This is a genomic window from Chroococcus sp. FPU101 (genome assembly GCF_017312365.1).
Classification (GTDB): Bacteria; Cyanobacteriota; Cyanobacteriia; order Cyanobacteriales; family Microcystaceae; genus Chroococcus.
The window spans coordinates 72,968-88,470 of record NZ_BLJI01000009.1 but is presented as its reverse complement, the minus strand read 5'-3'; the positions used below and the strand labels follow the sequence as shown (position 1 = coordinate 88,470).

The 15,503-nt window shown below is 40.9% G+C and carries 15 protein-coding genes and 1 pseudogene; 11 read left to right on the top strand and 5 right to left on the bottom strand.

Annotated elements, in window-relative coordinates; genetic code table 11:
- Positions 1-28 precede the first annotated feature (28 nt).
- Positions 29-2,179, top strand: a complete 2,151-nt coding sequence (locus tag CFPU101_RS10690) for a cell wall metabolism sensor histidine kinase WalK (protein WP_206815335.1) — start codon at positions 29-31, stop codon at positions 2,177-2,179.
- 73 nt (positions 2,180-2,252) lie between these two features.
- Positions 2,253-2,984: a GUN4 domain-containing protein gene (locus CFPU101_RS10685; protein WP_206815334.1), complete on the top strand. Its 732-nt coding sequence runs from the start codon at positions 2,253-2,255 to the stop codon at positions 2,982-2,984.
- A gap of 77 nt (positions 2,985-3,061) precedes the next feature.
- Here CFPU101_RS10685 and sir read toward each other — a convergent pair whose 3' ends face one another.
- Positions 3,062-5,002 carry a sulfite reductase, ferredoxin dependent gene (gene sir, locus CFPU101_RS10680; RefSeq protein WP_206815333.1) on the bottom strand — a complete coding sequence of 647 codons (1,941 nt, stop codon included), beginning with the start codon at positions 5,000-5,002 and terminating at the stop codon, positions 3,062-3,064.
- A gap of 114 nt (positions 5,003-5,116) precedes the next feature.
- Positions 5,117-5,359, bottom strand: a complete 243-nt coding sequence (locus tag CFPU101_RS10675; protein WP_206815332.1) for a hypothetical protein — start codon at positions 5,357-5,359, stop codon at positions 5,117-5,119.
- A 95-nt stretch (positions 5,360-5,454) separates the two neighbouring features.
- Between CFPU101_RS10675 and pdxH the strand changes: the two genes are divergently transcribed.
- Complete coding sequence (pdxH, locus tag CFPU101_RS10670; protein ID WP_206815331.1) at positions 5,455-6,099, top strand: pyridoxamine 5'-phosphate oxidase; 645 nt, start codon at positions 5,455-5,457, stop codon at positions 6,097-6,099.
- A 198-nt stretch (positions 6,100-6,297) separates the two neighbouring features.
- Positions 6,298-8,862 carry a DUF4912 domain-containing protein gene (locus tag CFPU101_RS10665; protein ID WP_206815330.1) on the top strand — a complete coding sequence of 855 codons (2,565 nt, stop codon included), beginning with the start codon at positions 6,298-6,300 and terminating at the stop codon, positions 8,860-8,862.
- A gap of 63 nt (positions 8,863-8,925) precedes the next feature.
- Here the strand turns inward: CFPU101_RS10665 and CFPU101_RS10660 are convergent, their stop codons facing one another.
- A complete protein-coding gene (locus CFPU101_RS10660) occupies positions 8,926-9,483 on the bottom strand; it encodes a DUF937 domain-containing protein (protein WP_206815329.1) in 558 nt (185 codons plus the stop codon).
- 319 nt (positions 9,484-9,802) lie between these two features.
- Here CFPU101_RS10660 and CFPU101_RS10655 point away from each other — a divergent pair, with 319 nt between their 5' ends.
- Positions 9,803-10,288, top strand: coding sequence for a hypothetical protein (locus CFPU101_RS10655; RefSeq protein ID WP_206815328.1), 486 nt, complete (start codon positions 9,803-9,805; stop codon positions 10,286-10,288).
- A 45-nt stretch (positions 10,289-10,333) separates the two neighbouring features.
- Positions 10,334-10,663, top strand: coding sequence for a BON domain-containing protein (locus CFPU101_RS10650; RefSeq protein ID WP_206815327.1), 330 nt, complete (start codon positions 10,334-10,336; stop codon positions 10,661-10,663).
- Positions 10,664-10,691: 28 nt separating this feature from the next.
- Here CFPU101_RS10650 and CFPU101_RS10645 read toward each other — a convergent pair whose 3' ends face one another.
- Complete coding sequence (locus CFPU101_RS10645; RefSeq protein WP_206815326.1) at positions 10,692-11,045, bottom strand: hypothetical protein; 354 nt, start codon at positions 11,043-11,045, stop codon at positions 10,692-10,694.
- A 28-nt stretch (positions 11,046-11,073) separates the two neighbouring features.
- Entirely contained in the window at positions 11,074-12,351 is a 1,278-nt protein-coding gene (locus CFPU101_RS10640; RefSeq protein ID WP_206815325.1) for a pitrilysin family protein, read from the bottom strand.
- Positions 12,352-12,719: 368 nt separating this feature from the next.
- Here CFPU101_RS10640 and CFPU101_RS10635 point away from each other — a divergent pair, with 368 nt between their 5' ends.
- From CFPU101_RS10635 to CFPU101_RS10615, 5 genes and pseudogenes are all read left to right on the top strand, one after another.
- Positions 12,720-13,082: an ATP synthase subunit I gene (locus CFPU101_RS10635; protein WP_206815400.1), complete on the top strand. Its 363-nt coding sequence runs from the start codon at positions 12,720-12,722 to the stop codon at positions 13,080-13,082.
- Between the two features lie 32 nt (positions 13,083-13,114).
- The gene (gene atpB, locus CFPU101_RS10630) at positions 13,115-13,867 is read left to right on the top strand and encodes a F0F1 ATP synthase subunit A (protein ID WP_206815324.1); all 753 of its coding nucleotides are present in this window, start codon (positions 13,115-13,117) and stop codon (positions 13,865-13,867) included.
- Positions 13,868-14,094: 227 nt separating this feature from the next.
- The gene (gene atpE / locus CFPU101_RS10625; protein WP_106456717.1) at positions 14,095-14,340 is read left to right on the top strand and encodes an ATP synthase F0 subunit C; all 246 of its coding nucleotides are present in this window, start codon (positions 14,095-14,097) and stop codon (positions 14,338-14,340) included.
- A gap of 134 nt (positions 14,341-14,474) precedes the next feature.
- A pseudogene (locus tag CFPU101_RS10620) lies at positions 14,475-14,915 on the top strand (F0F1 ATP synthase subunit B'); the annotation flags it as partial.
- A 33-nt stretch (positions 14,916-14,948) separates the two neighbouring features.
- Entirely contained in the window at positions 14,949-15,500 is a 552-nt protein-coding gene (locus CFPU101_RS10615) for a F0F1 ATP synthase subunit B (RefSeq protein ID WP_374191946.1), read from the top strand.
- Positions 15,501-15,503: the final 3 nt, after the last annotated feature.

Genomic DNA, 15,503 nt, shown 5'->3' with positions numbered 1-15,503 from the left:
CTAATTAACAAAAAAGCGACATCATCAGATGTTCCAAAGTTCTCGAAGTCGCCTACTGTTATATTACTTATTAGTAATGGCGGCTATTTTATGTTTATTTAGCGCGGCCTTTTTTTGGTTATTTAGTCGCAGCCTCTATAATCAAGTAGATGAAAGTTTAAAATCCTTGGTGCTGGTCACTGCGCCTTCTTTTACTCAGATTAGTCAAGAAAACAAAGATTTAAGCAATTTAGATAATGTTTCTTGGCGCGAGATTTTTAATTCAGAGCAGCAAAGTTTAGAATGGTTCGACGCTCAAGGTCGGCTTTTAGCACGTCAGGGAAACTTAAAGTTATTATTTCCTCCTAAACAAGGGTTTTGGACACTAATTAGCCAAAAAGATTTACTACCCTATCAAATACGCACATATACGCTTCCTATTAAACAAAAAAGCTCCATTTCAGAGCAACTCACTTTAGTAGGATATATTCGCGGTGGTCAAACAACTCAAGAAATACAGACCGTTCAAAATCAATTCTTATGGCAGTTGGGCTTTAGTGTTCTAACGGTTTTAGGGTTGATTGCCCTTGGTGGGCTTTGGCTGACCAAAAAAGCCTTAGAACCCGTTATGCAAAGCTTTAAACAACTACAACAGTTTACAGCCGATGCGTCTCATGAATTACGGGGGCCATTAACAGCCATTAAAGCCTCAGTTGATGTGATGCGAAATCATCCCGAACGCTTTGAGACCAAAGATGCTAAAAAATTAGCAGCGATCGCTAGTGCTACTGAACAAATGACCCATTTAACCCAAGATTTGCTATTTTTGGCTCGTAGTGAAGCAAAAAGTAGCGTTCTTAACCAGCAAGATTGGCATTGTCTAGCTTTAGATGCTCTACTAGACGACTTATTTGAGTGGCTCGAACCCGTCGCCGAAGCAAAAAACATTCATTTTAAATATGATTGTTTAGCCAAAGCCAAAATTAGAGGAGATCAAGCACAATTAAGTCGGTTGTTTTCAAATCTTTTAGAAAACGCCATCAACTATACTCCAGAAGGCGGAAAAATTAGATTACGTCTCACACAACATAACCAAACCGCTTTAGTGAGCATTAAAGATACAGGAATTGGCATACCATCAGAAAGCCTTCCCTTTGTTTTTGATCGGTTTTGGCGGGCGGATCAAGCTCGTACTTATCGTCAAGGAGGAACAGGACTTGGTTTAGCCATTGCCATGGCGATCGCTCGTGTTCATGGTGGACAAATTACGGTGAGTAGTGAAATGGGTAAGGGCAGTTGTTTTCAGGTGAGCTTACCTCTCTATCGTTCAGAAACCACAAAACGAATACCCCAGTGGTCATCGTGGGAAATCTTAAAACAGTTGCAAAATTTAAGAACAAATCAATCTTGGCATCTCCTCAAAAAATCAGCACAGATCAGTCTCATTTTAATTCTTTCTATCTTACCCGTTGTAATTTTGGCAGTTGCTTTCAATCAAGTTCAAACCTTTAAAGGGTTGCAATTTCCCCAAGGCGGGATTTCTTTTGCTGATGAAGTCATTTACTATCAAAAAAATGCTTACGCTGTGCCAATTGAATTAACTTCAGATCACGAAACGCTCAATCACCCTTTGGAGGCTTTAGGTATTCCTAATGCAAAACAAAGCAAACGCTTTTTCTTTTTCGATCAGCCAAACAATTCAGTTACACTCGGCCCAACTGGGACTTTAAATGTAAAATTTACAGACAATTTATTGAGTGGGAATGGAAATTCTCAAAACGATCTTTGGATTTTTAGTAGTGAACCTCTTAAGCATCCCCTCATGGTGGCGATTAGTCAAGATGGAATGGTTTGGTATGATGTAGGCTATGTTGATGGTCAACAAGGAGGAATTAACCTTGATCAATGGGGTTGGGGGAAAAAAGATTTTTTTTCTTATGTTCGTTTAACTTATGACCTTTCAACAGCACAACAGACACCAAAAAACACCGCTAATTCCGTAGAAATTGATGCGATCGGTGCGATAACTTCAGTCAAGATTATTGCGTCACAAAGGGGTTGGTTTCCTCATTTTAGTCCTTTGACACGCAGTCTACTCCTAATAATAGTTTTACTAGGATTAGGGATCGGAGCGCGTTATGGCTGGAAACGAAAAATATTTATAAGGAAGCAAATCGCCAAGGACAACTCCACAGTCTGATATGATCGATTAAAGATTCTCGTTCAAATGAGTAAGCTAAGTGCTAGAGAATCAATTTTTTTGCCATACCAACATGACTGATCCCGATACGACCCTTTTAAAAGAATCTAGTGTAAATATTTCGCAGTTGGCGAATCAATTTCGCTCTGAGTCCGAAAAAAATCAGTTACAAATGATTTCACATCTAGCCAGTGCGGGAGACGCGGGTTTAGATGTTCTGATCGATTACTTAAGCTCTATTCAAGATGCACCCGTTAATTTAGTAAAAGGGAAAGTGTATCAAACCCTTTATCAAGTTAAATCCTCTAAAACACAAGATTTTCTACAAACCCATTTCCCGACAGGTGTGGTACCGTTAGAGAGCGATCGCTCTATTGATTATCGTTTACTCCAGCAATTACTGGCTGAGGGTGATTTTCAAACCGCCGATAGTCTCACTCGTCAGAAGCTTTGTGAACTTGCTGGCGTTGCGGCAGTTAGTCGCAAATGGCTTTATTTTACTGAAGTCGATCAGTTTCCCAGCACCGACTTACACACTATTAATTCTCTATGGTGGGTTCATTCTGAAGGTAAATTTGGCTTTTCTGTACAGCGCAAAATCTGGCTATCTGTAGGTGAAGATTTCCCAAAACTTTGGCCGAAAATTAACTGGAAAAATGGCAACAATTGGACACAATACCCAAATGAGTTTATTTGGGATCTCAGTGCGCCAGTAGGACATCTTCCTTTATTAAATCAATTACGCGGAGTCAGAGTAGCCGCTTCTTTATACACTCATCCCGTTTGGCAAGAAAAAGGATGGTAATTACAGTCGTCAGCATCCAGTAATCAGTCATCATATTACAGATGACTGATTACTGGTTAGTGATAACTGATTTAAAGTTACTCTTTCTTTGAAGAGAAATAAGCCTCTAAAGCCTCATTAATAATATGGTTCATGGGCCGGCCTTCCTCTTGTGCCGCGCTTTTGAGACGCACAAACATTTCATCTGGAACGCTGACACGATTTTGATTTTTACGATCTTTACGAGGCTTAGTAGTCGTTTGTTTCATAGGAACTTGATCAGACGGTTGATAATTAGCAGAAAATTCGCGTAAGGAGTCAAAACCCACTCGATGACAAAACTCACCAAAACTTTCACCTTTGGTTTTACTTTGTTTAAAGTAAACAAACAAGGGTTCTAGAAATGTTTCGATTTGCTCATCAGGTAGCTTATCGACATAAGCTTGTGCTAAACGGGTTTGATCGGGTGTTCCGCCCAACCAAACTTGGTAAGCGTTCGGTGCACTACCCACAAAGCCTAATTCAGCCATGTATGGTCTAGCACAACCATTAGGACATCCTGTCATCCGAATCACGAAATTTTCATCTTTTAGATCTAGCTTATTGAGTAAACCACGAATGCGATCAATAATGCCAGGTAAAGCTCGTTCTGATTCAGTGATGGCTAAACCACAGGTGGGGAGTGCGGGACAAGCCATCGAAAAACGCACTAGCGGCTCGATTTCTTGAGCATCCGTAATCACACCGTGTTGCTGTAAGATGTCCTCGATCAACCCTTTGTTAGTCGGTTCAATCTCATAGAGAATAATATTATGATTTGGAGTCAGTCGCATCGGAATTTGAAACTGCTCGACAATCTTCCGTAAAGCAGTCTTCAATTGAAAGCTTCCTTGATCCTTAATGCGTCCATTTTCGACGGAAAGACCAAAAAATAACCGTCCGTCTCCTTGTTCATGCCATCCTAAAAAGTCTTGATATTTCCACTCTTTCAGGGGTTTAAATGGCTCTAGTTGCTGTCCCAAATAGCTTTCTAGAGTCTCTCTAAATTTTTCTACACCCCAATCATGCAATAAATATTTCATCCGAGCATGACGACGGTTAAAGCGTTCGCCGTAGTCTCTTTGAGTCGCCACGATCGCTTTTATTGCACTATAAATATCATCTTTGTTGATATAACCGATTGGATCGGACATCCGCGCAAAGGTTTCTTCATTATTGTGGCTTCTTCCTAAACCGCCCCCTGCTAGAATATTAAATCCTTCTAAGTTGCCGTAGGGGTCTGTAATGACGACCAGACTAACATCATGTGTATAAACATCAATGGAGTTATCCCCCGGAACCGTGACACTACATTTAAACTTACGAGGCATATACTGTTCCCCGTAAAGTGGTTCAATGGGATCATTAAGATTAGTTCCGTTTTGATTACGTTCTCTGGCTGCTTTTACTTCTGGTTTTTCAGCACTGATCGCTTTTTCGCCATCTAGCCAAATTTCATAATAAGCTCCCGTTTGTGGGGTGAGTAAATCAGCCACATTATCCGCATATTCCCAAGCATACTGATATTCGGGTCGGTTTTTGTAGGGTGCGGGCGGTGCCATGACGTTACGATTAAGATCCCCACAGGCTCCTAATGTAGATCCCATATTCCGCACAATTGCTGCGATCGCTGTTTTTAAGTTTTTCTTGAGAATGCCGTGAATTTGCATCCCTTGGCGGGTCGTTATTCTAAGGGTATGATTGCCGTATTCTTCTGAAAGCTTTTCCATTGTCAAATACAATTCAGGTGGGATATAACCGCCTGGACTACGAGTCCGTAACATGAACTGATAGTCTTTTTCTTGCCCTTTGACTCGGTTATCACGGTTATCTTGTTGATAGGAGCCGTGAAATTTGAGGATTTGTGTAGCCTCTTCAGTAAAATGAGTGGTGTTCTCTAGCAGTTGGGTCGCAACAGGTTCTCTTAAGTAGTTACTGCGTTCTTTTAGCCCTTCTACTTTAGAGACTTTACGAGTTTCAGAAATGGGGGTTGTAACCATTTTTATTTTTATTTCAGCGTCTAGTTGTCTCAATCAGTCAAGATGGGTTAATCTTGTTTTAGTGCTTCTCCTCCGTCCTGAAAGAGTTAGAGCGAACATACTAGGTAGATCAATCTAATTGACTGTTGTATACTGCTTTACCCATCGGCTTTCATTATCGTCAGTCAACCCAGAACGGAAAACAGAAACTTTTTGACAATTTGCCATAATTTCCATTGTAGCGTCAACTCTCTCTTTTCTTTCTTTAAAAATTGTGTAATTTTTAAAATTAAAAGTAATTAAAAACAAAAAAAAATCACAAAAACGTGATTTAATAAACTGATAAAAATCAAGCATTTCATAAAAAAAAGCATTCATTAAGTAATCATAAACTAGATTGTTGGTGATGATGAAAAAAGAAGAAATAACATCTGTGATATCTTAAAAAAGCAATTACTAAAGAAAAGTAACCAATGAACCAACCAATCGCAGATCTTCGACAAAATTACACGTTGACTGGACTAATTGAAGCCCAAGCTGATCTAAATCCTTTTATTCAGTTTAAAAACTGGTTTGAAAAAGCCCTAGAAGCGCAAATTCTAGAACCTAACGCCATGACCCTCGCTACCGTAACACCAGAGGGAAAACCAAGCTCACGAATGGTTTTATTAAAAGATTTTGATGAAAGAGGATTTGTCTTTTTTACTAATTACAACAGTGCCAAAGGACAACAATTAAATCAAAATCCTTGGGTTGCTTTAGTCTTTTGGTGGGATACTTTAGAGCGTCAAGTACGGATCGAAGGAAAAGTTGAAAAAGTTACCGAAGCAGAATCCGACCGCTATTTTTATAGTCGTCCCAATGAATCTCGTTTTGGGGCTTGGGCTTCTGAACAAAGTAAAATTATCGAAAATCGAGAGATCCTCGAACAGCGTTTAGCAGAACTCAAACAAAAATACGCAGGTCAAGAAGTTCCCCGTCCGCCACATTGGGGAGGATATCGCGTCATACCTGATCTGATTGAATTCTGGCAAGGACGACCTAGCCGCCTCCACGATCGCTTATCCTATCGTCGAAGTGAAACAAGTCAATGGCTCAGAGAACGCTTATCCCCTTAAAAAAAATATCAGATATTTTGTAATAAATGTTAACGTTGATGGCTCATCGTTCTGAGTACCCTTTTGTTAGATAGTCGTTTCAGTAACCCTTCTACTCAAGATTCACCTCAAGTTTAAAAAAATTAGAGGATCTTTGAGTAAAGATGGAACTTCTGTGTAAGATGAGCGTACTTTGAGAAAAAATAGATTTCGACTAAAATGTTACCCATTACGAAAAAAAATACAGCTTTACTAGCAATTTCAATTTTATTAACGCTAGTTGGTGAACCCATTTTAATTCGTCACTCACCAGCGATCGCAGATAACACCATTCCCACTACACCCACTAAACCCGCGCCTTTTCCCCTACCAACTTCTGTATCGAGTGGGAGTCAAGTAAGAGTTGATGGCTCTAGTAGCATGAAAAACATCAACGAAGCTCTTGAAAAACAATTTGAGTCAAAATTTAGCGGAACCGAAGTTACTCTATCAGAAAGTGGAACAGACCAAGCATTACAAGCATTGCGAGAAGGCAAAATTGACCTCGCGGCGATCGGTCGTCCCCTAACCCCAGCCGAACAAGCAGAGGGCTTTAAACAATATGCCGTAACTCGACACAAGATCGCCATGATCGTCGGGCCAGAAAATCCTTTCAATCAAAGTTTAACCATCGAACAATTTGCTCAAATTTTTCGCGGCGAAATCAAAGACTGGTCAAAAGTCGGCGGTGTAGTCGGTGTAATTCGCGTCATTGATCGTCCCGCAACGAGCGATACTCGTCAAGCATTTAATAACTATCCCGTCTTTCAAAAAGCCCCTTTAAAAACAGGCGATAACGCCAAAACCGTCGCTGATGACCAAACTGATTTAGTGATTGCTGAATTAGGTAAAGATGGAATTGGATATGCGATCGCAGATCAGGTTGAAGGACGTACAGATGTCAAAATCTTGAAAATGCACGAAACACTACCCAATGATGAACGCTATCCCTTTTCCCAACCCCTCATCTATGTTTATAAAGGTGCTGCACCCAGTGACGCAGCTAAAGCCTTTTTGGGCTATGCGACAGCCCCCGATAACGCTACCGTCATTGAAGACGCAAGAAGAGCAGATGTAGCCCCCGCACCTGTACCCGCAGAAACAACTACCACAACCGTACCGACTACTACAGAGCCAGATAGAGACAGTGGTTTCCCCTGGTGGTTACTTCTTTTGGCTCCACTACTCTTAATACCCTTTTTCCTCAGAGGTCGTTCTGAACCCGAACCCGAAGTGATCCGCGATCCGATTCCTGCGCCTCCACCACCTCCACCAACCCCCGTCGCCGCGCCTGTAGCTCCTAGTCGGTTAATTTTAACGCCTCGTGACTGTCGAAATGCTTATGCTTATTGGGAGGTTCCCTCAGAACGCTTTGCACAACTTAGAGGCGACGGCAGAAAATTAGTAATTCGGCTCTATGATGCGACCGATATTAATCTAGATGATGATCATCCTCACCGTGTCGAGGAATATGAGTGCAACGAGTGGGATCAAGATCTACATATTCCCATTGCCGTTGATAATCGAGATTATGTGGCAGAACTGGGCTATGTGACCGATCAAGTCGGGGAATGGTATCCGATCGCTAAATCAGACGCGGTTCGTGTTCCTGCTTGTCAACCTCAAATTAATACACCCACAACGGCGGCGGGTGCGAGTGCGGCGGCGGGTGCCATTGCTCTTAATTCTCTATCGGCTCCTGAGACAGGTCGGATTCTTCTAACTCCTCGTAGCTGTACAGAAGCTTATGTTTACTGGGAAATTCCCGACGAACATAAAGCCGCTTTGCGAAATCAAGGAGGCGAAAAATTAATGCTTCGGATTTATGATGCAACGGATTTAGATCTCGATGAGCAACCCCCCCATGCTGTTGAAGAATACCAATGCAGCGAATATGAGCAGGATAAACACGTACCCATCTCAGTCGATGATCGAGATTATGTAGCAGAACTGGGTTATCAAGCGGCTGATGGTAGTTGGTATCGTTTGGCTCGTTCTCTTTATACGCGAGTACCTGCTTGTGAGCCAGTTGCCCCCGTTAACCCCCTAGAATCTGAATTAATCACTAATGTACCAACTGCTACAGGTTTGGTTCAGACGGGAAGCGAAAAAGCGAACAATTTTGATACCAGTCCTGATATATTCGCCGATCTCTTTGATACTGATCATGACAAGGTTGATGAGGTGTCGACATCCGAAACCGTTCCGACGGACAGAGAAAAAGTCAATGATTTTTTTGATACGAGTCGAGATGTATTAGCAGATCTTTTTGATACAGGTCGTGACAAAGTTGATGAAATTCGCTCTAGTGATACTTTTAAATCGGGTAGTGCGACTGTCGCGGCGAGTAGTGCTGCGATCGCGGCAGGTTTAGGAGCAGCAGTAGGCGGTGTTCGTGATTTCTTTGATGGCGATGAGACTAAAGAAGGCGTACAAGATAAAATTACTCTCAGATGGCGTAATTCAGAAGAGGCTTTTGTTTCTTGGCGAGTTTCTGATTCTGAAAAAGAAATCCTTCGTCAAAATGGCGGTCAAAGATTGGCTTTACGAGTCTACGATCTAACAGACACTAACTTAGATGGTCAACCCGATAGCGTCTGGGAATACGAGTGCGAAGAATTTGAGACTGAAAAAATTGTACGGATTTATGGTGGCGATCGCAATTATGTAGCTGAACTCGGTTATCTTACTGAAGAGGGTCGCTGGCTACCACTGGCTAAATCGAATGTTTTAAAGGTTGAATAAATCTTTTAAACTTGACTACCCCCTAGCCTCCTCCTATTCAGTGAGGAAGTTAGGGGATTTTTTTTATCTTAGAAAACGGCTGGCAAATTTAAACACATCTCCTAAATCAACATCACCATCTTTGTCTCCATCTAAAAAGGTGTTGAGTAGTGAGTTATTTCCAGGTAAACCAGAGGTTTTCGGTGTACCCATTTTTAACAAACCTAAAACTGCAGGAATCAGAACGGGGAGCAAGCCTTGAATCATTTCGGTTTTTAATCCCGTTTTTTGGGAAATGCTAGTAACAATTTGTTGCTGAACTGAAGCAGGTATTAGAGATTGGATTAAAGCAGTTGAGGCTGAACCACCCAAGCCACCCATTAAACCGCCTAACATATTACCGCCTGTTGCTTGACCAATTAAGTTTTCTAGTTGTTGGTTGCCGACGGTACTGCGTTGATCAGCCAAAGCAGAACGAAGATAATTCCCAACGGTAGAAATCATGGTTTGTGTGGTTGCAGCATCAATACCATTTTGCTGTGTTACATCTTGGACTGTTTTGGTTATTGTTTCTAGGGAACCGACATCACCCTGTAATTCGGGGTTATTAATCGAGCTTAAAATATCGTAAATAAGTGTCATATTTTTCCTTGTGTTGATAGTAAGCTTTTAAACAACATTTAACTCAATTTTGGGATCATTTTTCAACTAAAATTCTAAAAAAAACAATAATTTAGAATATTTTAATCTTTGCTTGAATATTTCTGCTCTTTTAAGCGGTATAGTTTTAATCGATAGACTGAAGCATCTCAGCATCAGTTTAATACTTTTTTAAGCTAAGGTTAACTCTAAGTTCAAAAATTACCAAAAGTTCAGCTATTTTGGTCATTAAGAATTATTTGGAGTTGACTATTTTGTAATGTAAGCTACTTTTTTGTTTAATTTTAAGGAGACAATCTCAATGACTTTACCTGATTATTCTTCAGATGAAATCGCTAAAGTTGCGGGTGCTGTAATGATTAGTGGTATGGCTGTAGCGATGGTTGATATGGGTGTGATCTCAACAGCTATTGAAGCGGCGGCAATGGCTAAAGAAGTTTCTGGCGCGGCTAAAAAATACCCGACTAACAGCATTATTCAATCACTGTTTTCTGAAGAAGCGGTTGAAAAAGCTAAGGCAGAAGGAACCGCTAAAGTTGAACTTAAAGCAGAAGATATGAAGCCTGAAACTGCTGTTGCTACCGCGAACAAAGCGATTACCGATGCTTTAGCCATTCTTGAAATTAAAGCAACACCTGAAGAAATCAAAGAGTACAAAGAGTTTATTTATTCCTGTGCTGATGCGGTTGCCAATGCCGCAGGTAGTGGTTTATTTGGTACGGGTGAAAAAGTTAGCCCAACTGAAGCCGCCGCTTTAGCTCAATTAAAAGCTACCCTTGGTTTGTAGATATTGTTAGAATTTAAGTAGAAAACAAGAATAAGGAGTAAAAATATGGGTTGGTTTGACAGAATCTTCGGAAAAAAAGCCCCAGAAAACGCTAAAGTGAATCCTGCACCGAGTACCCCAGATATTCCCCCCGAAAGAGTGGGACTCAATGGCGAATATGATGATAGTGGACTTGCTAAACGAGTTGCTTTAGCATTTGACAATGATTCTGCATTAACAGATGAGGATAGACTTTGGGTTGCTCAAACGGGTAGTACTGTTGTTTTAAAAGGTACTGTTTCCGATCAAGCAACACTCGATAAAATGATCTCAGTTGCTCATAATGTACAAGGGGCTTCGGTTGTCGATAGCAGCCAAGTCACTGTAAGCGCTTAGTTAACATTAGGGTGGGGTGATTCCTGCCCTAAGAATTGCTCGCCCTAAGCATTAAACGAACCATTTGCAAGGCTTCATACACTTTTTGCCGATGCACTAAAGCAATATAATTGACGACTAAGCAAGTCAGCCCTAAACCGCATAAAATAAAAGTCGGTGGCATAATCACCCCAACGATGAACCAAGTTCCGACGTGGAGGAAAAGAGCCAAAGCCAAAGTAGAGGCAATAGCAACAATAGGGAGCATTTGACGTGTAGAGGCTTGAATGAATGAAAATCTTAGTGTGAGGAAAGTTGCCACTAAGTTAGCAGGGACTAGAAAGGCACAAATTGAGATGCAATGGATACGAGAAAATTCAGCGAGAGAGTTTAGAGTATTCATACTTAAAACTATAACAAGTTCTCTTATTCTAGACAGTCGGCTTCACAACAATCACCCCATATGCGTCGCAAGATAGATATTGTTGTGCCGCTTGTTGAATTTCAACACTATCTAAAGACTGAATATAACTTGGATAATTGAGGGCAGGTTCTAAGGTTCCTAGTTGAGAATAATAATAACCATATAAATTAGCACGATCGCTTGGTCGTTCATTACTAAATACAAATCGGTTAGCCACCTGTGTAGAGATCCGCTTTAACTCGGTTTCGGTAATGGAGTCCGCTTGTATTTGACGAAGATGATTGATAATAATTTCTTCGACTTCGGCAATATTTTCGACTGGGAGTTGCGCGGAAATTGAAAAAATCCCTTGAATGTTATAACTAGAATTACTAGCACTAATTGAAGAAACTAGCCCTTTTTCTTCCCTTAATTCCCTAAATAAACGAGATATCTTACCTTGTCCTAAGATTAAGGCGAGTACATCAAGTGCATATGTTTGATCAAGATCTTTTAGCCCTGGAGCGCGCCACACCATGACTAAACGGGCTTGTTGTAGGGATTCATCTTCATATTCAGAACGAACAATTGTATTAAATTGGGCTTCAGGATGTAGATTTTCAGTAACAGAAGACGATAACGAAGTGATTTGACTATCTGTAGACTGAGCTACAATCTCAATTAACTGCTCAACAGGTAGATTACCAACTACAGCAGCCGTCATATTAGAGGGTTGGTACCAACTCGAATGAAAATCTCGCATCTGTTGGGGGGTTAACTGTTCAATGACTGAAGTTAAACCCAATACGGGGCGACGATAAGGAAGCGTATTAAAACAAGTTTCCATCGTTCTTGAATAAATGCGACGACGCGGGTTATCTTGTGAACGGCGAATTTCTTCTAGAATCACTAATCTTTCCCGTTCAAACGCTTCATCAGCAATTTGAGCATTTAGTACTACATCCAACTGTAGTGGGGCTAATTCAGCAAAATCACGAGGAGCCGTTGTAATGTAGTAATGGGTGTATTCTTGACTGGTTGCCGCATTCGTAATCGCTCCTTTGGCTTCGATTAGACGCTCAAACTCACCACTTTTGAGGTTTTTCGTGCCTTTAAAAACCATATGCTCTAGATAGTGAGCCATTCCATTAATTTCATTAGTTTCAACTACTGAACCGACATTAAGCCAAACATTAAGATTAACCACTTCTAATGGCATTTGTTCGGCAATAATCGTTAAACCATTGGGTAAGCGGTGAATTGTTGGAGAATTTAGCGTGGGAGAATGAAGCAGAGTTGCAGCCATATGGAGAGATGAATCGAAGAGAACCTGTTACTTATATCTTAGACTGATTATTGGGTGGTTACGAGGCTTTTGTTGGTATCTAAATGCGATCGCCACATAGATTTTTAAAATTTACAATTCTTCAAATGTTGTTACCCATACGTGATATGATGACTCGTGGCAATTCTTCAGAATCTTTTAAGGTTTCTGGTGATGAGCCAATTGACCACCCTTTGAGAATGTCCTGACGTTGATCGCTTGTGAACCTGTCTAATCAGTCTCCCGAATCTAATCCGACTCCTGAAGAAACTGCAGAAGGCAGTCATCCGCAGGCACCGCCTTCTCAAGGCGGTGAACGGATGACTCAAAGAACTTCTGCGGGCAATTCAATGCAAGACTACTATCGATTGCAACGTACCTTGTTGCTGACGACACTGGTTTTGAGTGGGATTATCTTTTTAATGGTTTGGGCAGTTTACTCCTTAAATACGGCTCTTAACTACTTATTGGGTGCCTCAGTGGGGTTTACTTATCTCAAATTATTAGCGGGAGATGTCGAAAAAATTGGCTCACCGAAACAACGAGCAGGCTCGAGAGGGCTAGGTTTATTCGTGGTTCTAATTGTTATCGCTAGTCGATGGCAAGGACTTCATATTGTTCCAGTTTTTCTGGGGTTTCTCACCTACAAAGCCGCCATCATTCTTTATATGTTACAAAGCGTTTTTACGCTAGAACAACAATCAAAAGAATGAGGTGATCAGTATGGTTTAAATAAACAAAAGTAATGGAAATGTTACACGATTTAAACCTTGTTAATCTGCCCTTAGCCGCCATAGAAGTTGGTCAACACTGGTATTGGGGCATCGGTAACTTAAAAATTCATGGACAAGTCATAATAGTCTCTTGGTTTGTCATGGGCTTACTGATTTTTGCTTCCCTAGCTGCCACTCGCAAGATCGAAAAAATACCCAGTGGAATGCAAAATTTCATGGAATATGTTTTAGAATTCTTGCGTGATTTAGCGAAAAACCAGTTAGGAGAAAAAGAATATCGTCCTTGGTTACCCTTTATTGGTACCCTATTCCTCTTTATTTTTGTCTCCAATTGGTCTGGAGCATTAATCCCTTGGAAAGTGTTAGAAATTCCCGAAGGAGAATTAGCAGCACCAACCAACGATATTAATACCACAGTAGCCTTAGCTCTACTAACATCCTTAGCTTACTTTTACGCGGGATTAAGTAGAAAAGGATTGGGATATTTTGCTCACTATGTTGAACCGATTCCCGTTCTTTTGCCGATTAAAATATTAGAAGATTTCACTAAACCTCTTTCCCTAAGCTTCCGTCTTTTTGGTAACATCTTGGCGGATGAATTGGTCGTCGGAGTTTTGGTGTTTTTAGTCCCATTAATCGTTCCTTTGCCCCTGATGGCGTTAGGACTATTTACCAGTGCAATTCAAGCATTGGTTTTTGCGACTCTGGCTGGAGCTTATATCCATGAAGCTTTAGAAGACACCCATGAAGAAGAACATGGTTAGTATCCGTGAAAATAAATAGATCAATTTGCTTCCTAAAAGAATGCAGAAAATGATCCGAAAGATAGGATAATAGCATAGACTCTTCTTTGGGAATTCAATATGCAAGAATTCTTTAAAGTGTCCTGATGAGAACCTTAGCAAATCACTGATGGCTTGGGAAACTTCACTTTCACGCATACAACTAACTTGACAACTGTTATTCATTGATTAAAGAGGAAAAGTTCATTATGAACCCTACAATTGCTGCTGCTTCTGTTATTGCTGCTGCCTTAGCTGTTGGTTTAGCTGCTATCGGCCCTGGTGTTGGTCAAGGTACTGCTTCTGGTGAAGCTGTTTCTGGTATTGCTCGTCAACCCGAAGCAGAAGGAAAAATTCGTGGAACCTTATTATTGAGCTTGGCGTTCATGGAATCTCTAACCATTTACGGTCTAGTTATCGCTCTAGTATTACTTTTTGCAAACCCATTTGCTTAAGTCTTTCTAATTATTATTTAGTTCAATTGATTAGGAGATGAATAAAAGTGTTAGTTAATTCTTTTACTCTTTTCGTCTCCTACTCAATTAATCAAAAGAAAAGACTTTATTGCTGTTAAAAAAAATCACAGGAACAGTCAACAATGTTTGATTTTGATGCCACATTGCCCCTGATGGCATTGCAGTTCATTTTATTAGCAGTTATTCTCAATGCCATTTTTTATAAGCCATTAGGCAAAGTATTAGATGAACGGGCGGAGTTTATTCGCTCCTCGGAAAGCACAGCTAAAGAGAAACTGTCAAAAACAGAAGGGTTAACCAAAGAATACGAACTGCAAATCTCCGATGCTCGGAAACAAGCGCAAGAGATCCTAGCAGCCGCCCAAGCGGAAGCGCAACAAATTGCGTCTCAACAGATCGCCGAAGCACAAGCTAAAGCGATCGCCCAGAAAGAAGCGGCATCTTTAGAGATTGCCCAACAAAAAGAAGCAGCAATGCAATCACTTGAACAACAGGTGGAAGCTCTGAGCCGTCAAATCATAGAAAAAATATTAGGGCCAGAGCTAGTTAAGTAACTTCGATTCTGCCCTTAATGGAATAAATAGACTATGATAGATGCTTTTTTAATGGTAGCTGGTACGGTAGCGGCTGAAGCGATTGAAGCAGAAGAACATCATGGTTTTGGCTTAAACACCGATTTTTTAGAAGCCAACCTGATTAACCTAGCCATTTTGGTCGGATTACTTGTCTTCTATGGTCGTAAAGTCCTAACCAATCTGCTCAACGATCGACGCTCTAAAATTGCTGAAATCTTACAAGAAGCTGAAGCGCGTAACAAAGCCGCCGCCGATGCTCTTGTCGTTGAACAGCAAAAATTGGCAGATGCTAAAACACAAGCCGAAAAAATTCGCTCGGATGCCCTCAAACGAGCAGAGTCCCTCAAGGTCGAAATTGCAGCAAAAGCAGAACTTGATGTCCAACGCTTGCAAGAATCAGCAACTAAAGACCTCTCACTTGAACAAGAGCGGGCTATGGCTGATCTCAAAAAACGAGTGACAGCCCTTGCCTTAGCTCAAGTCGAAAGCCGTCTTAAGGGTGATTTAGACGACTCTGCTCAACAACAGTTAATTAATCGCGGTTTGGCTCGCTTGGGAGGTTAAGTT